The following is a 24,346-nucleotide window of genomic DNA, read 5'->3' as shown; positions in this document are numbered from 1 at the left end:
ACTCCGCTTTCCTCGGGCGAAAGGCGAGCCTCCTCGTCGCTGACGCTCCTGCGGGGTCTCACCTATTTCGCTTTTCCCGAAGGAGTCTCCGTCTTGCACTCCAATCAACAGCTGGAGACTGCAATATATTAATTATAAACTTTACAATTAATAATAAAAATACCGAACTAATTTGATTTAGATCAAGGATCAATGATTATATTTGCGACTTTCTTCTATATATAAGCACGCACTATTACTAAGTTTTTAAAAAAGGTTATCAACACATTCAAACTTTCAATTTATATCAAAACCCATTGTTGATTGCAACGGAAGGCAGCTCGACTCCTGCGGGAAATGCTGGACAGGTGAGACCCCACAGGGCGAAGCCCGAGGAGGCTCACCGCCAGCCCCGCGGAAAGCGAGCTGCCTGCAGTGGAAATCAACATGCAGTCGCTCATATATAAATAATATTTACTTTCACAAAATGCTTATAGTACATAAAATAAGTTGTTATATTAAATATTGTGAAAATATCACTTAACCTTGAAAATATCACCGTTCGTTTGTATAATAGAGAAAGTGTGCAAAACATAAAGAAATTGCAAGAAACCCTTGCTTCTTCTGGGTGTTTTAGTTATAATAGACAATGTTGGTCTTTGACTGCGATGAAACAGAAGGTTGCTGACACACACGGCCGCTTTGCCATGGCGAGTGTGTGGGAAATTTCTGTGGAGAATGTCTATTCAAAAATAGGCGATAAAGGAGGGAAAATAATGGCAAAACAAAAGATTCGTATCCGTTTAAAGGCTTATGATCACAGAATTCTTGATCAATCAGCTGAGAAAATTGTTGAAACAGCAAAACGTTCTGGTGCGGCGGTTTCAGGACCGATCCCACTACCGACGGAAAAGTCAATTTATACAATTTTACGTGCTGTGCACAAATACAAAGATTCTCGTGAGCAATTCGAAATGCGTACTCATAAACGCTTAATCGACATTGTAAATCCGACACCTCAAACAGTAGATGCGCTTATGCGTTTAGACTTACCATCAGGTGTAGATATCGAAATCAAACTTTAATTCATAAAAACCATATTATTTAGGAGGTGTGACTTATGACCAAAGGAATCTTAGGAAGAAAGATTGGTATGACTCAAGTTTTCGCTGAAAACGGTGATCTTATCCCTGTAACTGTTATCGAAGCTGCTCAAAACGTGGTACTTCAAAAGAAATCTACAGACGTTGATGGCTACGAAGCTATCCAAGTAGGTTTTGAAGACAAACGTGAAAAGCTTTCTAACAAACCAGAGAGAGGCCACGTCGCTAAAGCTGAAACTGCTCCTAAGCGCTTCATCCGTGAAATCCGCGGTGTAAACGTAGAAGAGTACGAAGTTGGTCAAGAAGTCAAAGTTGATATTTTCGCTGCAGGCGAAATCGTAGATGTAACAGGAGTATCAAAAGGTAAAGGTTTCCAAGGTGCTATCAAGCGTCACAACCAATCACGCGGACCTATGTCCCATGGTTCTCGTTACCACCGTCGTCCCGGTTCAATGGGTCCTGTTGATCCAAACCGTGTATTCAAAGGTAAATTACTACCTGGACGTATGGGCGGAGAGCAAATTACAATTCAAAACCTTGAGATTGTAAAAGTTGATGCTGAACGTAACCTTATCTTAGTCAAAGGTAATGTACCTGGACCTAAGAAACAACTGATCAAAGTAAAGTCAGCTATTAAAGCAAACTAATAGAACTTTTCAAGAAAGGAGGAAACAAGAATGCCGAAAGTAGCATTATTTAACCAAAGCGGTTCTAAAGTTGGTGATATCGAACTTAAAGACACTGTTTTTGGTATTGAACCAAACACACATGTGATGACTGAAGCAGTATTGATGCAAAGAGCGTCTTTACGCCAGGGTAATCACAAAGTTAAAAATCGTTCTGAAGTACGTGGCGGTGGGCGTAAGCCTTGGCGTCAAAAAGGAACAGGTCGTGCTCGTCAAGGGTCAATCCGTTCTCCACAATGGCGCGGTGGTGGTACTGTATTTGGACCAGTTCCACGCAGCTACAGCTACAAACTTCCTAAGAAAGTTCGTCGCTTAGCGATTAAATCTGCATTATCTTCTAAAGTTGTAGAAGAAAACATCTTAGTATTAGAAGCATTATCATTCGATGCTCCTAAAACAAAAGAATTTGCTAGCGTTCTAAAAGGTCTTTCTGTTGATTCTAAAACATTAGTAATCACTGACGGTCTTGACGAAAACGTAGCACTTTCAGCTCGTAACATCCCTGGTGTAACTGTTGTTACTGCAGAAGGAATTAGCGTTCTGGATGTATTAGGACATGACAAACTAGTGATGACTAAATCAGCTGTTGAAAAAGTAGAGGAGGTGCTCGCATAATGGATGTACGTGAAATCATTAAGCGCCCCGTAATTACAGAGGCTTCAACTGATCTTATGTCTGAGAAAAAGTATACTTTCGAAGTTGATACTAGAGCTAACAAAACTCAAGTAAAAGACGCCGTTCAAGCAATCTTTGACGTGAAAGTAGATAAAGTAAACATCATGAACTACAAAGGTAAGTTCAAGCGCATGGGTAAACACGCTGGTTACACTAACAAGCGTCGTAAAGCTATCGTTAAGCTTACTGCTGACAGTAAAGAAATCGAATTCTTTGAAGTATAAAATTCTTTAATTAAGAAGAGGAGGGAAAAACATGGCGATTAAAAAGTATAAACCTACCTCTAATGGTCGTCGCGGCATGACTAGTTCTGATTTCGCTGAAATCACGACTGATTCTCCGGAAAAGTCACTTTTAGCACCCCTACACAAAAAGGGTGGCCGTAACAACCAAGGTAAGTTAACAGTTCGTCATCAAGGTGGCGGCCATAAGCGCCAATACCGTATCATCGATTTCAAACGTGAAAAAGATGGTATACCTGGACGCGTTGCTACGATCGAATATGATCCAAACCGCTCAGCTAATATTGCACTAATCAACTACGCTGATGGAGAAAAACGTTACATCCTTGCACCTAAAACACTTGTTGTAGGTATGGAAGTAATGTCTGGACCAGAAGCAGATATCAAAGTAGGTAATGCATTACCACTTATCAACATCCCAGTCGGTACAATCGTACACAATATTGAACTTAAACCAGGTAAGGGTGGTCAGTTAGTTCGTTCTGCTGGTACATCTGCTCAAGTACTTGGTAAAGAAGGTAAATATGTACTTGTACGTTTGAACTCTGGTGAAACTCGTATGATTCTTTCTGCTTGTCGTGCTACTATAGGTCAAGTTGGAAATGAACAACACGAACTGATCAACATTGGTAAAGCCGGTCGTTCTCGTTGGTTAGGTAAACGCCCAACAGTTCGTGGTTCTGTCATGAACCCTAACGATCACCCACACGGTGGTGGTGAAGGTCGCGCTCCAATCGGACGTAAATCACCAATGTCTCCATGGGGTAAACCTACTCTTGGATACAAGACACGTAAGAAAAACAACAAATCTGATAAATTTATTGTGCGTCGTCGCAAAAAATAACGGGATTGTACTACGGTTCCTGAAAAGAGCCGTAGATCAGTCACGAAGGGAGGTTCAAACATGGGTCGCAGCTTAAAAAAAGGACCTTTTGTTGATGATCATTTAATGAATAAGGTTGAGAAATTGAACGAAACTGAAGGCAAACAAGTTGTTAAAACTTGGTCTCGTCGCTCAACGATCTTCCCAGCATTCATCGGTCACACTATCGCAGTTTACGATGGTCGTAAACATGTACCTGTATACGTCACTGAAGACATGGTAGGACACAAGCTTGGTGAATTCGCGCCATCTCGTACTTACAAAGGTCATGCAAGTGATGATAAGAAAACAAGACGCTAATTGAGAGGAGGGTATCCTAATGCAAGCAAAAGCTGTTGCAAGAACAGTACGTATTGCTCCTCGTAAAGTACGTTTAGTCGTTGATCTAATCCGAGGTAAGCAAGTTGGAGAAGCGGTTGCTATTTTAAAGCATACACCTAAAGCTGCTTCACCAGTAATCGAAAAAGTACTTAAGTCTGCTATTGCGAACGCAGAGCACAACTTTGACATGGATATTAATAGCCTAGTGGTAACTGAGGCTTATGTAAATGAAGGACCAACACTTAAACGTTTCCGTCCTCGTGCGATGGGACGTGCAAGTCAAATCAACAAACGTACAAGTCACATTACACTTGTCGTATCAGAAAAGAAGGAGGGATAAGCTGTGGGTCAAAAAGTACATCCGGTCGGACTTCGTGTCGGTATAATCCGTGATTGGGAATCTAAATGGTACGCAGATAAAGATTACGCTAATCTATTACACGAAGACATTAAAGTACGTGAATATATTGCAAAACGTTTAGTTGACGCTTCTGTTTCTAAAGTAGAAATCGAACGCGCAGCAAATCGTATTAACATTACTGTTCATACAGCTAAACCTGGTATGGTTATCGGTAAAGGTGGTACAGAAGTTGAAGCACTTCGTAAAGCATTAAACGAACTTACTTCAAAACGTGTACACATCAACATCGTTGAAATCAAAAGAGCTGACGTTGATGCGAAATTAGTAGCAGAAAACATCGCTCGCCAATTAGAAAATCGTGTTTCTTTCCGTCGTGCTCAGAAACAATCGCTGCAACGTGCGATGCGTGCTGGTGCAAAAGGAATCAAAACACAAGTATCTGGTCGTTTAGGCGGAGCAGATATCGCTCGTTCAGAACATTACAGTGAAGGTACTGTTCCACTTCATACTCTACGCGCTGACATTGACTATGCTCATGCAGAAGCTGATACAACTTATGGTAAGCTTGGCGTTAAAGTATGGATCTATCGTGGAGAAGTTCTTCCTACAAGAAAGAAATCTGAGGAAGGAGGCAAATAATTATGTTATTACCTAAACGCGTTAAACATCGTCGCGAACACCGCGGAAAAATGCGTGGACGTGCTAAAGGCGGTCAAGAAGTGGCGTTCGGTGAATACGGTTTACAAGCAGTTGAAGCTTCTTGGATCACAAACCGTCAAATCGAAGCATCTCGTATCGCTATGACTCGTTACATGAAACGTGGCGGTAAAGTATGGATTAAAATCTTCCCTCATAAACCTTACACAGCAAAACCTTTAGAAGTTCGTATGGGTTCAGGTAAAGGTGCTCCAGAAGGTTGGGTAGCAGTAGTTAAGCCTGGAAAAATCATGTTTGAAATCGCTGGTGTTTCTGAAGAGGTAGCTCGTGAAGCGCTTCGTCTAGCATCACATAAACTTCCAATCAAAACGAAGTTTGTAAAACGTGAGGAAATTGGTGGTGAATCAAATGAAAAGTAATGAAATTCGTGACCTAACCACTGCTGAAATTGAACAAAAAGTAAAGACTCTGAAAGAAGAGTTATTTAACCTTCGCTTCCAACTTGCGACTGGACAATTAGAAAACACAGCTCGCATCCGTGAAGTCCGCAAAGGGATCGCTCGTATGAAAACTGTAATCCGTGAAAGAGAGATCGGGGTTAACAATCGATAAATGAGAGGAGGTTTGCTTAAATGAGTGACCGCAACCAACGTAAGGTATACACTGGCCGTGTTGTTTCCGACAAAATGGATAAAACAGTAACGGTTATGGTAGAAACTTATAAAAAGCATTCTCTATACGGCAAGCGCGTTAAGTACTCTAAGAAGTTTAAAACTCATGATGAGAACAACGAAGCAAAAGTAGGCGATATCGTACGTATCATGGAGACTCGTCCGCTATCTGCTACAAAACGTTTCCGTTTAGTAGAAGTTGTTGAAAAAGCAGTTATTATCTAATATATTTGTTCGGATATTTTATATTCCGAAGGGAGGTTACCTACATGATTCAACAAGAATCACGTTTAAAAGTTGCTGACAACTCTGGTGCTCGTGAAGTATTAACTATTAAAGTGCTTGGTGGTTCTGGACGCAAGACGGCTAACATCGGTGATGTTATCGTGTGTACAGTAAAACAAGCAACACCAGGTGGCGTTGTTAAAAAAGGTGACGTAGTCAGAGCGGTTGTTGTACGTACTAAGTCTGGTGTACGTCGTCAAGACGGTACTTACATTAAGTTCGACGAGAACGCTTGTGTCATTATCCGTGACGATAAAGGACCACGTGGAACTCGTATCTTCGGACCTGTTGCCCGTGAACTGCGTGACAGCAACTTTATGAAAATTGTATCTTTAGCTCCAGAAGTTCTTTAATAGATATTAGCATTGGGCCATTCAAGGAGGTGCGATGAAATGCATGTAAAAAAAGGCGATAAAGTAATGGTCATTACTGGGAAAGACAAAGGTAAGACAGGTGTTGTTCTTGCTTCATTCCCAAAGAAAGACCGAGTGCTAGTTGAAGGAATCAACGTTGTAAAAAAACACGCTAAACCTTCACAGATGAATCCGCAAGGCGGAATCATCAGCCAGGAAGCATCTATCCATGTATCAAATGTTATGCTTCTAGATCCGAAATCTAACGAGCCAACTCGTGTAGGTTATAAGACAGAAGACGGCAAAAAAGTACGTGTAGCAAAAAAATCAGGTGAAGTTCTAGATAAATAGTACGATTAAGAAGGGAGGTATTCTGAATGAACCGCCTAAAAGAAAAATTTCAACAAGAAATCAGTCCAGCTCTAGTTAGCAAATTCAATTACAAATCAGTAATGGAAGTACCTAAAGTTGAAAAGATCGTTGTCAACATGGGTGTCGGCGATGCTGTTTCAAACTCAAAAGCTCTTGATGTAGCTGTTGATGAATTAACTCAAATCACTGGTCAAAAGCCAGTTGTAACAAAAGCTAAAAAATCTATCGCAGGCTTCCGTCTTCGTGAAGGTATGCCAATCGGTGCAAAAGTTACTCTTCGTGGAGAGCGTATGTACCAATTCTTAGATAAATTAATTTCTGTTTCACTTCCACGTGTACGTGACTTCCGCGGTGTTTCTAAAAAAGCATTCGACGGTCGCGGTAACTATACATTAGGAGTAAAAGAGCAATTGATTTTCCCTGAGATTGATTATGATAAAGTGTCTAAAGCACGCGGTATGGATATCGTAATCGTAACAACTGCGAACACAGACGAAGAAGCTCGTGAATTGTTGACACAAATCGGAATGCCATTCCAAAAGTAATCGCTATATAAGGGAGGCGAAAATGTGGCTAAAAAATCTATGATTGCGAAACAAAAACGCACGCCAAAGCATAATGTTCAAGCGTATACTCGTTGCGAACGTTGCGGACGTCCTCATTCAGTTATCCGTAAATTCAAGCTTTGCCGTATTTGTTTCCGTGAACTTGCATACAAGGGTCAGATTCCTGGCGTTAAGAAAGCTAGTTGGTAATACCCCATATTGGGAAGGAGGTAAATTATTATGACAATGACAGATCCAATTGCAGATTTGCTTACTCGCATCCGTAATGCGAACATGGTTCGTCACGAAAGATTAGAAGTTCCTGCTTCTAACATCAAGAAAGAAATTGCAGAAATCCTCAAACGTGAAGGTTTCGTACGTGACGTAGAATATGTAGAAGATAACAAGCAAGGTGTTATCCGCATTTTCTTGAAATATGGAGCAAACAACGAACGTGTAATCACTGGATTAAAGCGTATCTCTAAACCTGGTTTACGTGTATATGCTAAATCTACAGAGGTACCTAGAGTACTAAACGGTTTAGGTATCGCGCTTGTTTCTACTTCTACAGGTGTTTTAACTGATAAAGAAGCTCGTGCTCAACAAGTAGGCGGAGAAGTACTAGCTTACGTTTGGTAATATTTTTTATATGAATGGAGGTGCAACAGGATGTCACGTGTAGGAAAACTACCAGTAGAAATTCCATCTGACGTTACTCTAACAGTTGCTGAAGATAACACAGTAACTGTAAAAGGACCTAAAGGGGAACTTTCTCGTACATTCAATTCTGATATTAAAGTTGAATTAGAAGGAAATGTAGCAACAGTTACTCGTCCTTCTGATGCAAAAGAACACCGCGCGTTACACGGTACAACTCGTGCCCTAATCGCGAACATGGTTGAAGGTGTATCTAAAGGATTCCAAAGAAATCTTGAGCTTGTCGGTGTAGGTTACCGTGCTCAAAAACAAGGTACTAAGCTTGTACTTAACGTTGGTTACTCTCACCCAGTTGAGATTGAGCCAGAACAAGGTATCGAGATCGAAGTACCGGCTAATACAAAGATATCTATCAAAGGTATCGACAAAGAACGTGTTGGAGCATTAGCTGCTAACATTCGTGCTGTACGCTCTCCTGAGCCTTACAAAGGAAAAGGTATTCGCTACGAAGGTGAATATGTTCGTCGTAAAGAAGGTAAAACAGGTAAATAATGCCGCGTAGGCAAAAGAAAGGAGTGACCGTAGGTGATTACTAAGCCAGATAAGAACAAAACACGTAAGAAAAGACATGCTCGTGTCCGTTCAAAGATTACTGGAACTGAAACTCGTCCTCGTTTGAACGTTTTCCGTTCTAACAAAAATATCTACGCTCAACTTATCGATGATGTGAATGGTGTTACTCTAGTTAGTGCATCTTCTCAAGATAAAGATTTCAATCTAGACTCATCTGCTACTGCTGATGCAGCAGCTAAAGTTGGAGAACTAGTTGCGAAACGTGCAGTAGAAAAAGGATTAAAATCCGTAGTATTTGACCGTGGTGGATATTTATATCATGGCCGTATCAAAGCTTTAGCTGAAGCAGCTCGTGAAAACGGCTTAGAATTTTAATAAAAAAAGGAGGGACAATCCAAATGCGTCGTATTGACTCAAGCAAACTAGAATTTGAAGAACGCGTAGTTACAATCAATCGTGTTGCGAAAGTTGTTAAAGGTGGACGTCGTTTCCGTTTCGCTGCTCTTGTAGTAGTGGGCGACAAAAACGGTCACGTTGGTTTCGGAACTGGTAAAGCTCAGGAAGTACCTGAAGCAATCCGTAAAGCGATTGAAGATGCGAAGAAAAATCTAATTGAAGTTCCTATGGTTGAGGGTACAACACCTCACCTAGTAACTGGACGTTTTGGTGCTGGTCAAATCCTGATCAAGCCTGCTTCTGCGGGTACAGGAATTATCGCCGGTGGACCTGTTCGTGCCGTACTTGAATTAGCTGGTGTTCAAGATATCCTATCTAAATCATTAGGATCTAACACTCCAATTAACATGGTTCGCGCTACAATCGAAGGTTTAAAACAATTAAAGACCGCTGAAGACGTTGCAAAACTACGTGGTAAATCAGTTGAAGAGATTTTAGGTTAAGGGAGGGATAACGATGGCTAACAAACTAGAAATTACCCTCACTCGTAGCATCATTGGCCGTCCTCAAGATCAACGCAAAACGGTTGAAGCTTTAGGACTTCGCAAAATGCACCAAACAGTTGAGCAACAAGATAATGCTGCTATCCGCGGTATGATCAACAAAGTGGCTCACCTTGTTACAGTAACTGAAAAATAATTCTTAACGCTTAAAAAGAAGGAGGTGCCGACATGAAATTACATGAGTTAAAGCCTACAGAAGGTTCACGTAAAGTCCGCAATCGTGTAGGACGTGGTATTGGTTCAGGTAATGGAAAGACTGCTGGTAAAGGTCATAAAGGACAAAACGCCCGTTCAGGTGGCGGAACTCGTCCTGGCTTCGAGGGTGGTCAAACACCATTGTTCCAACGTCTACCTAAACGTGGATTCACGAACATCAATCGTAAAGAATATGCAATTGTCAATCTTGACGCATTAAATCGCTTCGAAGATGGTACAGAAGTTACTCCAGCTCTACTTGTAGAATCTGGTGTAGTGAGTAACGAAAAAGCAGGAATTAAGATTCTTGGTAAAGGTAAAATCGAGAAAAAGCTTACAGTAAAAGCACAAAAATTCTCAACCACTGCTAAAGAAGCTATCGAAGCTGCTGGCGGTACATCCGAGGTGATCTAATGTTTCAAACTGTCTCCAATTTTATGCGCGTGGGTGATATAAGAAACAAAATTATCTTCACCCTTCTAATGTTAATAGTCTTTCGTCTTGGTACCTTTATTCCTGTGCCAAGCGTAGACGCTAATGTATTGAAAATGCAAGACCAGGCAGGGATCCTTGGTTTCCTGAATACATTTGGTGGCGGTGCGTTAAAGAACTTCTCCATCTTCGCGATGGGAATCATGCCTTATATCACGGCTTCGATCATCGTGCAGCTCCTGCAAATGGATGTTGTACCGAAGTTTACTGAGTGGTCTAAGCAGGGTGAAGTCGGGCGCCGTAAATTAGCTCAGTTCACACGTTATTTCACTATCATTCTTGGATTCATCCAGGCTTTGGGAATGTCCTACGGCTTTAACAGAATTTACGGTGGAATGCTTATCCAAAACCCCGGAGTCAGTACGTACCTACTAATAGCTTTAGTTCTAACAGCTGGTACGGCTTTTCTTATGTGGCTTGGTGAACAAATCACGGCTAAAGGTGTTGGGAATGGTATTTCGATCCTGATCTTTGCAGGTATCGTTGCTGCGATCCCTAACACTGTAAACCAAATCTATGCTCAACAAATCGAGGGAGCAGGCGAACAGCTCTTCCTTCGTATTGTGGTTCTTGCACTTCTTGTTTTAGCAGTTATTGCAATCGTGGTTGGTGTCGTGTTTATCCAACAAGCACTTCGTAAGATTCCGATTCAATATGCAAAACGTTTAGTGGGGCGTAGTCCGGTTGGTGGACAATCGACACATCTACCATTAAAGGTGAATGCTGCGGGTGTTATTCCAGTTATCTTTGCGATTTCTTTCATTATCACGCCACAGACCATTTCATCCTTTTTTGGAGACAATGATGTGACCAGTACGATCCAGTACATCTTTGATTACACCAAACCAGTTGGTATGATCATCTATGTAGCTCTGATCGTTGCCTTTACGTATTTCTATGCTTTCATTCAAGTGAATCCAGAACAAATGGCTGAAAACTTGAAGAAGCAAGGTGGATATATCCCTGGTATTCGTCCAGGTAAAACCACACAAGAGTATCTCACTCGCGTTCTGTATCGTCTAACATTTGTTGGGGCCATTTTCTTAGCTGTTATCGCAGTCCTACCAGTTTTCTTCATTAACTTTGCGGGATTACCTCCTGCAGCTCAAATCGGTGGAACAAGCTTACTGATCGTAGTAGGGGTTGCACTTGAGACTATGAAGCAACTAGAGGCACAGTTAGTGAAGCGTCACTACAAAGGATTTATTAAATAAGAGGGTTTTCGGGAACATCTTGTTCCTGAAACCATTTTATAGACAATTAGGGGGAGTACGAGTGAATATAGTTCTTATGGGCTTACCAGGCGCAGGAAAAGGCACTCAAGCTGAAAAAATCGTAGATAAATATGGTATCCCCCATATCTCTACAGGTGATATGTTCCGTGCAGCTATCAAAGAAGGTACTGAACTAGGCTTGAAGGCTAAATCATTTATGGATAATGGCGACCTTGTTCCTGATGAAGTGACAATCGGTATCGTCCGTGAACGATTAAGCAAAGAGGACTGTGAAAAAGGCTTCTTACTGGATGGGTTTCCAAGAACGGTTGCTCAGGCAGAAGCACTTGAAAACATCCTAGCTGATCTTGGTAAGAAAATGAATTATGTCATTAATATAAATGTAGATAAGGACATCCTGATGGAGCGCTTGACAGGTCGCAGGATCTGTAAAGAGTGCGGCGCTACTTATCATCTTGTCTTTAATCCGCCAACGGAAGAGGGCGTTTGTGATCGCTGCGGCGGCGAGTTATATCAACGCGCAGATGATAACGAAGAAACGGTTCAAAACCGTTTGGACGTAAACATCAAACAATCCCAACCACTATTGGCTTACTACGAAGATAAAGGCTATCTGAAAAACATTGACGGTCAACAAGACATCCATAGAGTGTTTGATGACATTGATGAACTACTTGGAGGCCTTTCATAATGATCATTTCTAAAACTCCGAGAGAGATTGAGATCATGCGGCATGCTGGTAAGATTGTTGCTTTGACTCATGCGGAATTGCAAAAGTATATTTCTCCGGGAATATCGACGAAGGAATTGGATGCAATTGCTGAAGAATTCATTCGTAAACATGATGCAATTCCATCTTTTAAAGGGTATAATGGGTTTCGTGGCAGCATCTGTGCTTCAGTCAACAATGAGTTGGTACATGGAATTCCAGGCGATCGAGTATTGAAAGATGGCGATATTATCAGTATCGATATCGGTGCTAAATATAATGGTTATCACGGTGACTCAGCTTGGACATATCCAGTTGGAACAATAGATGATGAAACCCGGAAGCTTCTTGATGTAACGGAAGAATCATTATTTCTGGGCCTTAAAGAAGCGAAACCAGGCGAGCGTCTGTCGAATATCTCTCATAGTATACAAACTTTTGTTGAGGCTAATGGCTTTTCAATCGTTCGGGAGTATGTGGGGCACGGAGTTGGTCAAGACTTACATGAGGACCCGCAAATCCCTCATTATGGACCACCCAACAAAGGTCCGCGTTTAAAGCCTGGCATGGTACTGGCTATTGAACCAATGGTTAATGCAGGAAGTCGATATGTTAGAACGTTATCAGATAACTGGACAGTCGTCACAGTAGATGATAAAATGTGTGCGCACTTTGAACACACAATAGCAATTACTGAAGACGGCTATGAGATATTGACGAAAGCCTAAGTGAAGGTGATTGGATTGATCGAGTCAGAATCAACGGTTCCGAGGGTAGGCCAGATTGTTCAAACCCTTAAAGGGAGAGAGGCTGGAAGCTACTCGGTCGTTATTCAGCAGTTGGATGAACGTTTTGTACTGATAGCAGATGGGGATAGACGAAAGTTCGATCGCGCCAAGCGCAAGAACATCGCTCATCTTCACTTGTGTGACTATGTTTCTCCAGAAGTTCAAAACAGTATGATAGAATCAGGCAGAGTAACGAACGGTAAACTGCGTTATGCTGTTTCAAAGTTTGTTAACGAAGTATTAAATGATGAGAAGAAGGGAGACATGTTCGATGGCTAAGGATGATGTAATTGAAGTTGAAGGTAAGGTCGCCGAGACTTTGCCCAATGCGATGTTTAAGGTAGAATTAGAAAATGGTCATACAGTACTGGCACATGTTTCAGGAAAGATCCGTATGCATTTCATTCGTATCCTACCTGGTGACAAGGTAACAGTGGAATTATCACCGTATGACTTAACTCGTGGTAGAATCACTTATCGTTATAAATAATCTATTGCACTCCGTACTATTAAGGAGGTTAGAATAAGATGAAAGTTAGACCATCTGTTAAACCAATCTGCGAAAAATGTAAAGTTATTCGTAGAAAAGGTAAAGTCATGGTTATCTGTGAAAACCCTAAACACAAACAAAAACAAGGCTAATCTTAAAGGAGGTGCGCTATCACTATGGCACGTATTGCTGGTGTAGACATTCCACGTGACAAACGTGTTGTCATTTCATTAACATACATCTACGGTATTGGTAAAAATACTGCAGCGAAAATCTTATCTGAAGCTGGTGTATCTGAGGATACTCGCGTTCGCGATCTTACTGACGACGAACTAGGAAAGATTCGTGATATCGTTGATAAATTAAAAGTAGAAGGTGATCTTCGTCGTGAAGTATCACTAAACATCAAACGTCTTATGGAAATCGGTTCATACCGCGGTCTTCGTCACCGTCGTGGACTACCTGTTCGTGGACAACATACGAAGAACAATGCTCGTACACGTAAAGGTCCTCGTAAGACTGTAGCTAACAAGAAAAAATAATAGGTAAAGGAGGTTACTTCTTAGTATGGCACGTAAAACTAATACTCGTAAACGTCGTGTGAAAAAGAATATCGAAGCTGGTATTGCACACATTCGTTCTACATTCAATAACACAATCGTAACTATTACTGATGTTCACGGAAATGCTGTTGCATGGTCAAGTGCAGGTTCACTAGGATTCAGAGGTTCTCGTAAATCCACTCCATTCGCAGCACAAATGGCAGCTGAAACAGCAGCTAAAGCTTCTCAGGAACATGGTTTAAAGACTCTTGAAGTAACAGTTAAAGGTCCTGGTGCTGGTCGTGAAGCAGCTATCCGTGCTCTTCAAGCAGCAGGTCTAGAAGTTACTGCAATCAGAGACGTTACTCCAGTTCCTCATAATGGATGCCGTCCACCAAAACGTCGCCGCGTTTAATTTTCTGTATAAATTTTGTATCGTTGTCTATAATGGGATATGATACAAGATACGTTCATTCAGAAAAGTAACCAGTTGTTGGTGCACAATAGGGAACGTAAACATGGGGAATTTCGGACTTTATCTTATTTAGCCCGGAGTTTCGACGTTTTGAAGGAGGGTAAATATTAATGATCGAAATTGAAAAGCCAAAAATTGAAACGGTTGAGATCAGCGATGATGCCACATATGGAAAGTTCGTCGTAGAACCACTTGAGCGTGGATATGGTACAACTTTGGGTAACTCCTTACGTCGTATCCTATTATCGTCACTCCCAGGTGCTGCTGTCACATCTATTCAAATAGATGGAGTACTGCATGAGTTTTCAACAATTGAAGGCGTCGTAGAGGATGTCACATCCATCATTTTGAATATCAAGAAACTAGCGTTGAAGATCTACTCTGATGAAGAAAAAACGCTGGAGATTGATGTACAGGGCGAAGGAGTCGTAACGGCTGCGGATATTACTCATGATAGTGATGTTGAAGTGTTAAATCCTGATTTGCACATTGCAACATTATCTAAGAGTGGTCACTTCCGAGTACGTTTAAGTGCATCCCGTGGTCGTGGGTACAGACCAGCAGACCAAAACAAACGTGAGGATCTTCCTATTGGCGTGATCCCAATCGATTCTATTTACACTCCAGTTTCACGCGTTAACTATCAAATAGAAAATACTCGTGTTGGTCAAATGACGAACTACGATAAACTTTCTCTTGATGTATGGACTGATGGAAGTATTGGACCGAAAGAAGCAATTTCTTTAGGTGCTAAGATTCTAACAGAACACTTAAATATTTTCGTTGGCCTTACAGATGAAGCGCAGAATGCTGAAATCATGGTAGAAAAAGAAGAAGACCAAAAAGAAAAAGTTCTTGAGATGACTATCGAAGAATTGGATCTTTCTGTTCGTTCTTATAACTGCCTGAAGCGTGCTGGAATCAATACTGTTCAAGAGCTTGCTAACAAGACTGAAGAAGATATGATGAAAGTGCGTAACCTAGGACGTAAATCCCTTGAAGAGGTTAAAGTTAAACTTGAAGACCTTGGACTTGGATTACGTAAAGACGACTGATAACATCTTCTTTCATATATAGACTCAACAAAGGAGGGAACCCTTAATGGCTTACAGAAAGTTAGGACGTACCAGTGCTCAACGTAAAGCAATGCTACGTGATTTAGCTACAGACCTAATCATTAACGAGCGCATCGAAACAACTGAAACTCGTGCGAAAGAGCTTCGTTCAGTTGTGGAAAAAATGATCACACTCGGTAAACGTGGTGACATTCACGCGCGTCGTCAAGCTGGTGCATTCATTCGTAAAGAAGTTGCAAACGCTGAAAACAACCAAGATGCTTTACAAAAGTTATTCTCTGACATCGCTCCTCGTTACACAGAGCGTCAAGGCGGATATACTCGCATTATGAAGGTTGGTCCTCGCCGTGGTGACGGTGCTCCAATGGCAATCATCGAATTAGTTTAATAATTCGTGACTTCTAACATTAAGGGCGGGACAGTTAATCCTTAACTGCTTCTTTGCCCTTTTTGTATAAGTGCATGTGATGAAAAGCAGAGCGTTACGATGAGCAGCGCTGTCTGACTCGTCTAGCTCGTGCACCCCTTCCAACTTCTATGTTCATAGAAGCTGTTCAATGGATGAACAAGAAAAGATGTTCTTTTCTTTGGTCGGGGTGCAGGCTTTTTTTTATATGCAAAGGTTTTTAGCAGAGCTGAGTAAGGATAGCGTAGAGGAGGTTACAGAATTGAAGGAAATCATTAAAGTGGACGATGTGCACTTCAGATACCCTGATCAGAATACGTATGCCCTTAAAGGCATCAGCCTGACGGTCAATCAAGGTGAGTGGCTCGCGATCGTCGGACATAACGGATCCGGTAAATCCACCCTTGCCAAGATGCTGAATGGGCTTCATTTCCCCGAGAAGGGACTAGTGACGGTGGACGGGATCACTCTTGAGGAACGTTCTATCTGGGACATCCGTTCAAAGCTGGGTATGGTCTTTCAGAATCCCGATAATCAATTTGTTGGTGCTACAGTAGAGGATGATGTGGCTTTTGGGTTAGAAAACCATGGAGTACCTTATGAATCGATGGTACAGAGGGTCAATGATGCTTTAAAAAGTGTCCATATGGAAGATTTTCTTGATCAAGAGCCGCACCATTTATCTGGGGGCCAAAAGCAGCGTGTGGCGATAGCAGGGGTTGTAGCCCTGCAGCCATCCATCATCATCTTGGATGAAGCCACATCGATGCTTGACCCAAAGGGAAGACAGGAAGTTCTTGAAACAATCCGTAAACTGAAAGAAGAAGAGAACCTGACGGTGATCTCCATCACCCATGACCTGGAGGAAGCAACAAAGGCAGATCGTATGATTGTCTTGAATCAAGGCAGTGTCTTTAAGGAAGGGATACCGGAAGAGATTTTCCTATTAGAGGATGAGCTCATAAAGCTTGGATTGGATTCGCCTTTCACCATCAAGCTTGCCGGGGCACTGAAGGAAGCAGGGATCCCCCTGTCTAAAACATACTTTACAGAAGAAGAGTTGGTGGATGAACTATGCAGATCACATTTCAACAGGTAGAATACCGGTATTCATTCAACACTCCATTCGAAAAACTTGCCCTTCAAGATATCAACCTTTCGATTCCAACCGGTCAGTTTCTCGCAGTGATCGGTCACACCGGTTCAGGCAAGTCCACATTATTGCAGCATCTCAATGGATTATTAAAGCCTACAGAGGGACTTGTGCAAGTAGGCGAGCACGAGATCAAGGCAAAGGAAAAGGCAAAGAATTTAAAGCCTGTCAGACAGAAGGTAGGGATCGTCTTTCAATTCCCTGAGCATCAACTGTTTGAAGAAACCGTCCTTAAGGATATTTGTTATGGTCCGATGAACTTTGGTGTATCCGAGGAAGAAGCGATACAAAGAGCGAAAGAATTGATTGTAAAGGTTGGTTTGTCTCCCGATGTACTGGAGAAATCCCCATTCGATCTTTCAGGTGGACAAATGAGACGGGTTGCCATTGCTGGTGTATTGGCTATGAATCCAGAAGTCATTGTCCTGGACGAGCCTACAGCAGGACTCGACCCAAGAGGGCAGAGGGAGATCATGGACATGTTCTATGCCCTTCATAAGGAAAAAGGATTGACGACCATTCTCGTCACTCATAGCATGGAAGACGCCGCTCACTATGCAGAAGAGATCGTCATCATGCAAAAGGGCCATTTAAAACGAAAAGGAACCCCTGCAGAAATCTTCTCCCAGACGGACGAACTGTTCGAGATGGGATTGGATGTACCGGATGTGGTTCGGTTCCAATATCAATTTGAAAAAAAGACCGGAAAGAAACTTCCGAATACGTGTCTGACAATAGACGAATTGGCTTCAGCCATCCGTGCGATCCAGGGCGGAGGTGAAGGATTATGATGGAAAAAATGATCTTCGGCCGTTATGTACCGGCCAAATCCATTCTTCACCAAATGGACCCCAGGGCAAAGCTTTTATTTATTTTTGGTTTTATAGGTGTCGTCTTTTTGGCCAATAATGCTGTCACATACGCACTGCTCGGTCTTTTTACGTTTAGCGCACTCATACTATCCAACCTTTCCATCCGTTTTATCATCGGAGGATTGAAGCCCATTCTTTGGCTGATTTTGTTTACGTTTTTCTTACATGTATTTTTTACAAAGGAAGGTCCCGTCATTTTGGACCTGGGTATCTTGTCGGTTCATGAAGAAGGGCTAAGACAGGGGATCTTTATATCATTACGATTCTTTTACCTGATCCTTGTTACTTCATTATTAACGCTCACGACCTCACCCATCACGATAACAGACGGGCTTGAAACACTTTTGAATCCATTGAAGAAAGTGAAATTCCCTGTACATGAACTCGCTCTCATGATGTCGATTTCCCTGCGGTTCATCCCAACCTTGATGGAGGAAACGGATAAAATCATGAAGGCACAGATTGCCAGGGGGGCAGAGTTTTCATCAGGTCCCATCAAAGATCGGATCAAAGCGATCATCCCTTTATTGATTCCTCTCTTCGTCAGTGCATTTAAACGCGCCGAAGACCTGGCAACGGCCATGGAAGCAAGAGGGTATCAAGGAGGGGAGGGAAGGACGAAATACCGCCTGTTGTCCTGGCATAAGAAGGATACGGGAGCGTTAATCGTTCTGGCCCTCCTCACAACGGTATTAATTATTTTCAGAGCATAATGGGAGTGTCACGTATGCAGAGAGTGAAGTGTACCATCGCCTATGATGGAACCTATTTTCATGGTTATCAGGTACAACCTAGAGAGCGTACCGTCCAGGGACTTATAGAAAGCATCTTGTCCACTATCCATAAAGGCGCTTCTGTCCGGATCAGCGGGTCTGGACGGACCGACGCAGGCGTCCATGCAAACGGTCAGGTCTTTCATTTTGACACACCTTTATCCATTCCAGAAGAGAAATGGCCGATCGTGCTGAATACAAGGTTACCGGATGAAGTGACCGTGAAAGAGGCCGCGTTTGTTTCAACGGATTTTCACTCGCGGTTTTCCGTGGAGCAGAAAGAATACCGTTATCGAATCTATACAGGGGAATCAAGAAGTCCGTTCAACCGGCATTTTGCCCTTCACTATCCCCATACGCTTTCGGTTCCGGATATGGAGCGTGCTGCCCGGCACCTGATCGGGGAGCACGACTTCACGAGCTTCTGCTCGGCTAAGACAGAAGTCGAAGACAAAGTACGAACCATCCATCGGATAGAAATCCAGGAACATGAAGAAGAAATCATTTTTTCTTTTGTGGGGAACGGATTTCTATACAATATGGTGAGGATCCTGGTCGGTACTTTGTTAGAGGTGGGTACTGGGAATATTCCTGTGGATGAAGTACCCGGAATACTCGTAGCACGGGATCGCAACCGTGCAGGAAAGACCGCACCGCCCCATGGGTTATATCTGTGGAGAGTGGACTATGATCCTGTTGTGAAATAGGATTGTATGGATTTAATAAAAAAAATACTAAAACAACTAATCCTGGTGTAACATTCTCTTGACAATAGACTGGGAACAAGATAATATAGCATATGGTATGTTATTAACCCCACGATAAGCCCCGGAAACTTATTGTGATTAGAAAATAAATACTACGGATTCATTAAATAGGAGGTTAAATCATGCGTACAACGTATATGGCAAAAGCCAATCAAATCGATCGTAAATGGTTCGTTGTAGATGCTGAAGGTAAAACTCTTGGACGTCTATCCAGTGAAGTTGCTTCAATTCTACGCGGAAAACACAAACCAACATTCACACCACATGTTGACACTGGTGATCATGTAATCATTCTTAATGCTTCAAAAATTGAACTAACTGGGAAGAAGTTAACGGACAAGATCTACTACCGTCACACTAATCACCCTGGTGGTTTAAAACAACGTACAGCATTAGAAATGCGTACAAACTACTCAGAGAAAATGCTTGAGCTTACTATTAAAGGTATGCTTCCAAAAGGTTCTCTAGGTCGTCAAATGTTCAAGAAATTACATGTATATGCTGGAGCAGAGCATAAGCATCAAGCACAACAACCTGAAGTTTACGAACTTCGTGGATAATTAATAAGAGGAGGTTATTATCTTGGCTCAAGTTCAATATTACGGAACTGGTCGTCGTAAGAGCTCAGTAGCTCGTGTACGTTTAGTACCAGGTAACGGAAACATTGTTATCAATGATCGTGAAGTAGAAGTTTATATCCCATTCGCAGCACTAAGAGAAGTAATTAAGCAACCACTAGTTGCAACTGAAACTCTTGGTAACTATGACGTTTTAGTAAACGTTAATGGTGGAGGCTATGCTGGTCAAGCTGGTGCGATCCGTCACGGAATCGCTCGTGCTTTACTACAAGCAGACCCTGAATACCGTGGAACTCTAAAACGCGCTGGATTATTAACTCGTGACTCTCGTATGAAAGAGCGTAAAAAATACGGTCTTAAAGGTGCACGTCGCGCGCCACAATTCTCTAAGCGTTAATTATTATTTCACACAAAAGCTCAGCCGATTCTGTCGGCTGGGCTTTTTTTATTGGGTTTGAGGGACGGACCTCCAATTTACATACAATTTAGCAGCGGAATCGCTGTATATCAGGAAATGTCTACTTCCTGAAGGGGCGATATGGAGGTCCGTCCCTCCAGGAAAATTGGTAACAGTTACTCGAATGAAGTGGTGGGTTAAGTAGGAAAATACGTTCAAAGGGGTGAATGATGTTTGAACGTTATTACGACTTTCAATACAAAGAGAAGAGAGAAGCAGATCAAGACGGAAAGAACGTTACTGAAAGAAATTTCGATTAAGATGCTGCAGGAGAGTGTCCGGCGGCATTTTGGATATATAAAGGTTCAAGGCGGCGTATTCATGCAGCAGGGATTTGATGAAGCATGTTTTGATGTCGCTATAGAAGCTTATCTCCTTGGAGGAAAGATCAGCAAATTCGGGTACTCAGGTGAAGATACCGAATTAGTGAAAAAGCGATGTGAGGAAGAAATGAAGCATTTTATTGACACCCTTTATAATTTCTGGCTGTACTGGTCTGAGATGGGTGTATCGAATGAAGTAGATGAGTCCTTTTATTTCTGTTGTGAGCACTTTGTGGAAACATGGTGGTCAGAAGGATATGAAAAAGGTATCAAGCGTCACAAATTACGGCTGCATTAATTTCAGTTCTAAAACCCATTCTTGTCCCATATTTTTTAGTAAAGGCAGCGGAGGCTTCCTCCGTCGCCAAGACTTGAAATAGGAGGACTGGAATGGTTCAGAAACTGAAGGTTATCGGGATAATTTCTGCACTGGCTATTTTATTATTCATCATTCAATATAAAATATTAGACAAAGATACATGGGATTCATGGAATCTCCCCTTATCAGGAAAAATCATCTATATAGATCCGGGACATGGGGGCCCGGACGGCGGGGCGGGAGATGAGAAGGCACTTGAGAAGGACATCGCATTGAATGTGTCACTGATGATAAGGGATTATCTCCAGGAACAAGGGGCCCTTGTGATCCTGACGCGCGAAAAAGATGAAGATCTTGCCGACGAGGGGACGAGAGGTTACAGCCGTAGGAAAGTGGAAGATCTTAAGAAAAGGCTCAATTTGATCAATGATTCCCAAGCGGATATGTTTCTTAGTATCCACTTGAACTCCATTCCATCTGCGAAATGGAGCGGGGCCCAGACCTTCTACAATCCAAAGTTTGAAGAAAATAAAGCACTCGCCAAAGCGATCCAAGCAGAACTGATACGAAATCTGGAAAATACGACCCGGGAAGCAAAGGGTCTGCAAAATGTCTATATCCTGAAGCATGCCAAAAAATCCGGAGCCCTCGTGGAAATCGGATTCCTCTCCAATCCCGGAGAAAGGGCCAATCTACTGAAGGAAGACTACCAGCAAAAAATTGCTGCCTCCGTCTACCAGGGGGTACTCAACTACCTGACCGCGGACAATGAAGACAAAGGAAAAGCTGACGAGGAATAACCTCTCAGCTTTTTTATTATTCAACAAAAGCATTCAAAACCTTTTGAGCATTCATTCAACAGAGAATATGTTATACTGAAAACAGATGATTGAAAACGAATACATAGAAAAGGGTGGTTATTCATGTTATCGGAACAACAAACACGCGAACTTTTATTTGGATTAAAAGATCCTTTTTTGAATAAAACCTTACAAGAAACAAATGGTGTTGTAGACATCTCCGTTAAGGAAGAAAAGAACCATGTCAGTGTGAAAATTGCCATTGCCAAAACGGGTACCGGGGAGCAAATGCAATTCCAACAGCAAATTGTACAAGTATTAAAGGAGAACGGAGCGGAATCTGTCGGGATCCGTTTCACAGAGCTTCCGGAAGAGGAGCTTGAAAAGCATAGAGGCGCAGGTGGAGAAGGAACGGACCTCTTATCCCCTGCAAGTAAGACGACTTTCATTGCGATTGCCAGCGGAAAAGGCGGCGTAGGAAAATCAACGGTTTCGGTTAACCTTGCCGTATCACTGGCCCGACAAGGCAAGAAGGTTGGCCTTGTGGATGCCGATATTTACGGCTTCAGCGTTCCCGATATGATGGGGATCGTAAAGAGACCGGTCGTACGCGGGGAAAGAATTATTCCAGTAGAACGATTTGGCGTGAAGGTCATCTCCATGGGGTTCTTCGTAGAGGATAATGCCCCTGTTATTTGGAGAGGGCCGATGCTTGGTAAGATGCTGAACAACTTCTTCTCTGAAGTCGAGTGGGGAGAATTGGATTATTTACTGCTGGACCTGCCACCGGGAACAGGGGACGTTGCACTTGATCTTCATACGATGCTTCCACATTGTAAGGAAATCATCGTGACGACACCTCATCCGACAGCGGCATTCGTAGCAGCCCGTGCAGGGGCCATGGCCCTTCAAACGGACCATGACATCCTTGGTGTGGTAGAAAACATGTCTTACTTTGAAAGTAAGCTGACAGGTGAAAAGGAATTCGTCTTCGGTCAAGGCGGTGGAGAGAAGCTTACAGAAGAGCTCCGTACCGATTTACTTGGCAAGCTTCCACTACAGCAGCCAGACTGGAATGAAGTGGATTTTGCCCCTTCCATTTATGCTGAGGATCACCGACTCGGTCAGATATATGGGGAAATCGCTCACAAAGTAATTGAAAAACTGTCTTAAAGAAGCAAAAAGGGACCAATGCTGAAATATGCATGTGGTCCCTTTTCATTTTTACATATTGGCAGGAGGAATATTTCTATTGACCCCCGCCACCGCTGCCTGTACCACCGGAGTCTCCAGAACCACCCTGGTCACTGCCTGATGATTGACTGCTGCTGCCTTCACTTTTTCCGCCATCTTTGATTTCCCCTGCAGCCTTCAATAATACATCCTGCAGCTTAGCCTTGAATAGCGGGCTTTGGAAGGTCTCCGTAATCACCTTTTGCAAATGTTCCTTGTATTCCTGGCTCTTTAATACTTCGGTAAGCTCTTTTTTGAATTCCGGATCCTTTAAAAGGTCCATCATCATTCCTTGGTACTCAGGGTCCTTCATGAGGTCCTTGAGCAATTTTTCGTTGCCATCCTTCATGCTTTTTGCCATGGCTTCAGCAAACTTCGGATCTTCAAAGGATTTCTTCCAGAATTCTGTCCCCTTTTCAGATGTAAGGGTTTTGGATATCGTATCGGTTACAACACCCTGATCCATAATAAGCTCTGACTTCATTTTTTCATCAGACATGACTTGCTGGATGGCTTTTTTACCGTCATCCGTCTTTAATATATCAACAACCATCTTCTTGGTTTCTTCGTAATCCATTTTGCCACTGCCCGTATCCCCGCCACCGCCACAAGCGGATAGAAGAAGAAAGGGCAATAGAAAAAGAAAGGAATATCTTTTCATGGGTAGGCTCCTTCCATACAAATTCCCTTACCCTTAATATGAGAAATATCGAAAAAAATATGCACAGGTAAAATTGGAACCTGGATTTTTCCAACATGCGTTGGTACAATCAAGTGAGTGTATATTTTTTTATTTGGAGGAAAATAGAAGTGACCATCCGCAATTGGATTCGTTTATTTATTCATACGTTAGTAATCGGAGGAGCCGTTACAGGTGTCGCCGCCCTGATCATAAGATGGGATCAGTTCGGACCATACTTTCAGGACGGTGACGTGATTGGGATATTATCGAGTTTACTTTGGTTCATATTTGTAGGATTTACGTTTAGTGTCATCAGTCAAATGGGCTATTTCGCTTACTTAACCATCCATCAATTCGGGATGGGGATGTTTAAGAGCTTATGGAACCCCGTTCAAGTGGTGCTGATCGCCCTTGTCCTGTTCGATTTAATTTACTTCCGATTCAGAGCCTTCGCTGTAGAGGGAGAATCGTATACGCCTTATATTCTTCTCGGAATCGGGATCTTTGTAGTGGGTCTTGTTGTGGCTTACATCAAAAATCAACAATCAGAAGCACAAACCAACACATTTGTTTCAGCCCTATTCTTTATGATCGTTGTGACGACACTTGAATGGCTTCCGGTATTACTGGTCAATTCCGTGAAATGGCTGTATCTTATG

The 24,346-nt window shown here is 42.4% G+C and carries 42 protein-coding genes (1 of these 42 only partly in view); 41 read left to right on the top strand and 1 reads right to left on the bottom strand.

Annotated features, from left to right (window positions below):
• The first annotated feature begins 755 nt into the window (after positions 1-755).
• The 40 genes from rpsJ (at position 756) to ATG71_RS03490 (ending at position 22,945) form a co-directional block, all read left to right on the top strand.
• Positions 756-1,064 carry a 30S ribosomal protein S10 gene (gene rpsJ / locus ATG71_RS03685; protein ID WP_034676072.1) on the top strand — a complete coding sequence of 103 codons (309 nt, stop codon included), beginning with the start codon at positions 756-758 and terminating at the stop codon, positions 1,062-1,064.
• 35 nt (positions 1,065-1,099) lie between these two features.
• On the top strand, positions 1,100-1,729 hold the full coding sequence (gene rplC / locus ATG71_RS03680) for a 50S ribosomal protein L3 (protein ID WP_060674124.1): 630 nt from the start codon (positions 1,100-1,102) through the stop codon (positions 1,727-1,729).
• Positions 1,730-1,759: 30 nt separating this feature from the next.
• The gene (gene rplD / locus ATG71_RS03675) at positions 1,760-2,383 is read left to right on the top strand and encodes a 50S ribosomal protein L4 (protein WP_098438510.1); all 624 of its coding nucleotides are present in this window, start codon (positions 1,760-1,762) and stop codon (positions 2,381-2,383) included.
• The gene (gene rplW, locus ATG71_RS03670) at positions 2,383-2,667 is read left to right on the top strand and encodes a 50S ribosomal protein L23 (RefSeq protein ID WP_034765982.1); all 285 of its coding nucleotides are present in this window, start codon (positions 2,383-2,385) and stop codon (positions 2,665-2,667) included. The genes rplD and rplW overlap by 1 nt, the downstream gene beginning before the upstream one ends.
• A 31-nt stretch (positions 2,668-2,698) precedes the next feature.
• Positions 2,699-3,529 (top strand): 50S ribosomal protein L2, encoded by an 831-nt coding sequence (gene rplB, locus ATG71_RS03665; protein WP_060674122.1) that lies wholly within the window; start codon positions 2,699-2,701, stop codon positions 3,527-3,529.
• Between the two features lie 60 nt (positions 3,530-3,589).
• Positions 3,590-3,868, top strand: a complete 279-nt coding sequence (gene rpsS, locus ATG71_RS03660) for a 30S ribosomal protein S19 (RefSeq protein WP_060674120.1) — start codon at positions 3,590-3,592, stop codon at positions 3,866-3,868.
• A gap of 19 nt (positions 3,869-3,887) precedes the next feature.
• Positions 3,888-4,229 (top strand): 50S ribosomal protein L22, encoded by a 342-nt coding sequence (gene rplV / locus ATG71_RS03655; protein WP_034765976.1) that lies wholly within the window; start codon positions 3,888-3,890, stop codon positions 4,227-4,229.
• A 3-nt stretch (positions 4,230-4,232) separates the two neighbouring features.
• Positions 4,233-4,889, top strand: a complete 657-nt coding sequence (gene rpsC / locus ATG71_RS03650; protein WP_060674118.1) for a 30S ribosomal protein S3 — start codon at positions 4,233-4,235, stop codon at positions 4,887-4,889.
• A 2-nt stretch (positions 4,890-4,891) separates the two neighbouring features.
• Positions 4,892-5,326: a 50S ribosomal protein L16 gene (gene rplP, locus ATG71_RS03645; protein WP_060674116.1), complete on the top strand. Its 435-nt coding sequence runs from the start codon at positions 4,892-4,894 to the stop codon at positions 5,324-5,326.
• Entirely contained in the window at positions 5,316-5,519 is a 204-nt protein-coding gene (gene rpmC, locus ATG71_RS03640; protein WP_060674114.1) for a 50S ribosomal protein L29, read from the top strand. Before rplP ends, rpmC begins: the two co-directional genes overlap by 11 nt.
• Positions 5,520-5,539: 20 nt before the next feature.
• The gene (gene rpsQ / locus ATG71_RS03635) at positions 5,540-5,803 is read left to right on the top strand and encodes a 30S ribosomal protein S17 (RefSeq protein WP_032085279.1); all 264 of its coding nucleotides are present in this window, start codon (positions 5,540-5,542) and stop codon (positions 5,801-5,803) included.
• A 44-nt stretch (positions 5,804-5,847) separates the two neighbouring features.
• Positions 5,848-6,216 (top strand): 50S ribosomal protein L14, encoded by a 369-nt coding sequence (gene rplN / locus ATG71_RS03630; protein WP_060674112.1) that lies wholly within the window; start codon positions 5,848-5,850, stop codon positions 6,214-6,216.
• Between the two features lie 39 nt (positions 6,217-6,255).
• Positions 6,256-6,567 (top strand): 50S ribosomal protein L24, encoded by a 312-nt coding sequence (gene rplX / locus ATG71_RS03625; protein WP_034765969.1) that lies wholly within the window; start codon positions 6,256-6,258, stop codon positions 6,565-6,567.
• Positions 6,568-6,593: 26 nt separating this feature from the next.
• Positions 6,594-7,133 carry a 50S ribosomal protein L5 gene (gene rplE, locus ATG71_RS03620; protein WP_060674110.1) on the top strand — a complete coding sequence of 180 codons (540 nt, stop codon included), beginning with the start codon at positions 6,594-6,596 and terminating at the stop codon, positions 7,131-7,133.
• Positions 7,134-7,157: 24 nt separating this feature from the next.
• Positions 7,158-7,343 carry a type Z 30S ribosomal protein S14 gene (locus ATG71_RS03615; RefSeq protein WP_010191505.1) on the top strand — a complete coding sequence of 62 codons (186 nt, stop codon included), beginning with the start codon at positions 7,158-7,160 and terminating at the stop codon, positions 7,341-7,343.
• 30 nt (positions 7,344-7,373) lie between these two features.
• Entirely contained in the window at positions 7,374-7,772 is a 399-nt protein-coding gene (gene rpsH, locus ATG71_RS03610) for a 30S ribosomal protein S8 (RefSeq protein WP_060674108.1), read from the top strand.
• 30 nt (positions 7,773-7,802) lie between these two features.
• Positions 7,803-8,342: a 50S ribosomal protein L6 gene (gene rplF, locus ATG71_RS03605; protein ID WP_060674106.1), complete on the top strand. Its 540-nt coding sequence runs from the start codon at positions 7,803-7,805 to the stop codon at positions 8,340-8,342.
• A gap of 33 nt (positions 8,343-8,375) precedes the next feature.
• Positions 8,376-8,738 carry a 50S ribosomal protein L18 gene (gene rplR, locus ATG71_RS03600; protein ID WP_060674105.1) on the top strand — a complete coding sequence of 121 codons (363 nt, stop codon included), beginning with the start codon at positions 8,376-8,378 and terminating at the stop codon, positions 8,736-8,738.
• Between the two features lie 23 nt (positions 8,739-8,761).
• Entirely contained in the window at positions 8,762-9,262 is a 501-nt protein-coding gene (gene rpsE / locus ATG71_RS03595; protein WP_098438509.1) for a 30S ribosomal protein S5, read from the top strand.
• Positions 9,263-9,275: 13 nt separating this feature from the next.
• Positions 9,276-9,458 carry a 50S ribosomal protein L30 gene (gene rpmD / locus ATG71_RS03590; RefSeq protein ID WP_034765956.1) on the top strand — a complete coding sequence of 61 codons (183 nt, stop codon included), beginning with the start codon at positions 9,276-9,278 and terminating at the stop codon, positions 9,456-9,458.
• A gap of 32 nt (positions 9,459-9,490) precedes the next feature.
• A complete protein-coding gene (gene rplO, locus ATG71_RS03585) occupies positions 9,491-9,931 on the top strand; it encodes a 50S ribosomal protein L15 (protein WP_034765954.1) in 441 nt (146 codons plus the stop codon).
• On the top strand, positions 9,931-11,223 hold the full coding sequence (gene secY / locus ATG71_RS03580) for a preprotein translocase subunit SecY (protein ID WP_060674099.1): 1,293 nt from the start codon (positions 9,931-9,933) through the stop codon (positions 11,221-11,223). The genes rplO and secY overlap by 1 nt, the downstream gene beginning before the upstream one ends.
• Positions 11,224-11,284: 61 nt before the next feature.
• Positions 11,285-11,935, top strand: coding sequence for an adenylate kinase (locus ATG71_RS03575; protein ID WP_098438508.1), 651 nt, complete (start codon positions 11,285-11,287; stop codon positions 11,933-11,935).
• Complete coding sequence (map, locus tag ATG71_RS03570) at positions 11,935-12,681, top strand: type I methionyl aminopeptidase (RefSeq protein WP_060674098.1); 747 nt, start codon at positions 11,935-11,937, stop codon at positions 12,679-12,681. The genes ATG71_RS03575 and map overlap by 1 nt, the downstream gene beginning before the upstream one ends.
• A 15-nt stretch (positions 12,682-12,696) precedes the next feature.
• Positions 12,697-13,020: a KOW domain-containing RNA-binding protein gene (locus tag ATG71_RS03565; protein WP_098438507.1), complete on the top strand. Its 324-nt coding sequence runs from the start codon at positions 12,697-12,699 to the stop codon at positions 13,018-13,020.
• Complete coding sequence (gene infA, locus ATG71_RS03560; protein ID WP_034765945.1) at positions 13,013-13,231, top strand: translation initiation factor IF-1; 219 nt, start codon at positions 13,013-13,015, stop codon at positions 13,229-13,231. Before ATG71_RS03565 ends, infA begins: the two co-directional genes overlap by 8 nt.
• Before the next feature lie 38 nt (positions 13,232-13,269).
• The gene (gene rpmJ, locus ATG71_RS03555; RefSeq protein ID WP_003156543.1) at positions 13,270-13,383 is read left to right on the top strand and encodes a 50S ribosomal protein L36; all 114 of its coding nucleotides are present in this window, start codon (positions 13,270-13,272) and stop codon (positions 13,381-13,383) included.
• A 24-nt stretch (positions 13,384-13,407) separates the two neighbouring features.
• The gene (gene rpsM, locus ATG71_RS03550) at positions 13,408-13,773 is read left to right on the top strand and encodes a 30S ribosomal protein S13 (protein ID WP_034765943.1); all 366 of its coding nucleotides are present in this window, start codon (positions 13,408-13,410) and stop codon (positions 13,771-13,773) included.
• Positions 13,774-13,798: 25 nt separating this feature from the next.
• Positions 13,799-14,188, top strand: a complete 390-nt coding sequence (rpsK, locus tag ATG71_RS03545) for a 30S ribosomal protein S11 (RefSeq protein WP_032085294.1) — start codon at positions 13,799-13,801, stop codon at positions 14,186-14,188.
• A gap of 170 nt (positions 14,189-14,358) precedes the next feature.
• Positions 14,359-15,303 carry a DNA-directed RNA polymerase subunit alpha gene (locus tag ATG71_RS03540; RefSeq protein ID WP_034765941.1) on the top strand — a complete coding sequence of 315 codons (945 nt, stop codon included), beginning with the start codon at positions 14,359-14,361 and terminating at the stop codon, positions 15,301-15,303.
• A 46-nt stretch (positions 15,304-15,349) separates the two neighbouring features.
• Positions 15,350-15,712, top strand: a complete 363-nt coding sequence (gene rplQ / locus ATG71_RS03535; protein WP_034765940.1) for a 50S ribosomal protein L17 — start codon at positions 15,350-15,352, stop codon at positions 15,710-15,712.
• A gap of 226 nt (positions 15,713-15,938) precedes the next feature.
• Positions 15,939-16,829: an energy-coupling factor ABC transporter ATP-binding protein gene (locus tag ATG71_RS03530; RefSeq protein ID WP_179886628.1), complete on the top strand. Its 891-nt coding sequence runs from the start codon at positions 15,939-15,941 to the stop codon at positions 16,827-16,829.
• On the top strand, positions 16,805-17,674 hold the full coding sequence (locus tag ATG71_RS03525) for an energy-coupling factor ABC transporter ATP-binding protein (protein WP_098438506.1): 870 nt from the start codon (positions 16,805-16,807) through the stop codon (positions 17,672-17,674). Before ATG71_RS03530 ends, ATG71_RS03525 begins: the two co-directional genes overlap by 25 nt.
• A complete protein-coding gene (locus ATG71_RS03520; RefSeq protein WP_098438505.1) occupies positions 17,671-18,468 on the top strand; it encodes an energy-coupling factor transporter transmembrane component T family protein in 798 nt (265 codons plus the stop codon). Before ATG71_RS03525 ends, ATG71_RS03520 begins: the two co-directional genes overlap by 4 nt.
• Positions 18,469-18,482: 14 nt before the next feature.
• Entirely contained in the window at positions 18,483-19,235 is a 753-nt protein-coding gene (gene truA / locus ATG71_RS03515; protein ID WP_098438504.1) for a tRNA pseudouridine(38-40) synthase TruA, read from the top strand.
• A gap of 182 nt (positions 19,236-19,417) precedes the next feature.
• Positions 19,418-19,855 carry a 50S ribosomal protein L13 gene (rplM, locus tag ATG71_RS03510; protein WP_098438503.1) on the top strand — a complete coding sequence of 146 codons (438 nt, stop codon included), beginning with the start codon at positions 19,418-19,420 and terminating at the stop codon, positions 19,853-19,855.
• A 22-nt stretch (positions 19,856-19,877) separates the two neighbouring features.
• Positions 19,878-20,270 carry a 30S ribosomal protein S9 gene (rpsI, locus tag ATG71_RS03505; protein ID WP_034765933.1) on the top strand — a complete coding sequence of 131 codons (393 nt, stop codon included), beginning with the start codon at positions 19,878-19,880 and terminating at the stop codon, positions 20,268-20,270.
• A 234-nt stretch (positions 20,271-20,504) separates the two neighbouring features.
• The gene (locus ATG71_RS03500) at positions 20,505-20,951 is read left to right on the top strand and encodes a DUF2521 family protein (RefSeq protein ID WP_098438502.1); all 447 of its coding nucleotides are present in this window, start codon (positions 20,505-20,507) and stop codon (positions 20,949-20,951) included.
• 92 nt (positions 20,952-21,043) lie between these two features.
• On the top strand, positions 21,044-21,772 hold the full coding sequence (gene cwlD, locus ATG71_RS03495) for an N-acetylmuramoyl-L-alanine amidase CwlD (RefSeq protein WP_098438501.1): 729 nt from the start codon (positions 21,044-21,046) through the stop codon (positions 21,770-21,772).
• Positions 21,773-21,895: 123 nt separating this feature from the next.
• Entirely contained in the window at positions 21,896-22,945 is a 1,050-nt protein-coding gene (locus ATG71_RS03490; RefSeq protein ID WP_098438500.1) for a P-loop NTPase, read from the top strand.
• 76 nt (positions 22,946-23,021) lie between these two features.
• Here ATG71_RS03490 and gerD read toward each other — a convergent pair whose 3' ends face one another.
• Positions 23,022-23,666 (bottom strand): spore germination lipoprotein GerD, encoded by a 645-nt coding sequence (gene gerD / locus ATG71_RS03485; protein ID WP_098438499.1) that lies wholly within the window; start codon positions 23,664-23,666, stop codon positions 23,022-23,024.
• Positions 23,667-23,815: 149 nt separating this feature from the next.
• Between gerD and ATG71_RS03480 the strand changes: the two genes are divergently transcribed.
• Positions 23,816-24,346, top strand: partial view of a KinB-signaling pathway activation protein gene (locus ATG71_RS03480; protein ID WP_098438498.1) — the 5' portion only. 105 nt of this gene lie beyond the right edge of the window; the window shows 531 of its 636 coding nt (coding positions 1-531); it begins with the start codon at positions 23,816-23,818; its stop codon lies off the right edge, out of view.

The organism is Bacillus sp. es.034 (assembly GCF_002563655.1).
Taxonomy (GTDB): Bacteria; Bacillota; Bacilli; order Bacillales; family Bacillaceae_B; genus Rossellomorea.
Note: the sequence above shows the minus strand (reverse complement) of the source record. Positions and strands in the feature narration are given on the sequence as shown.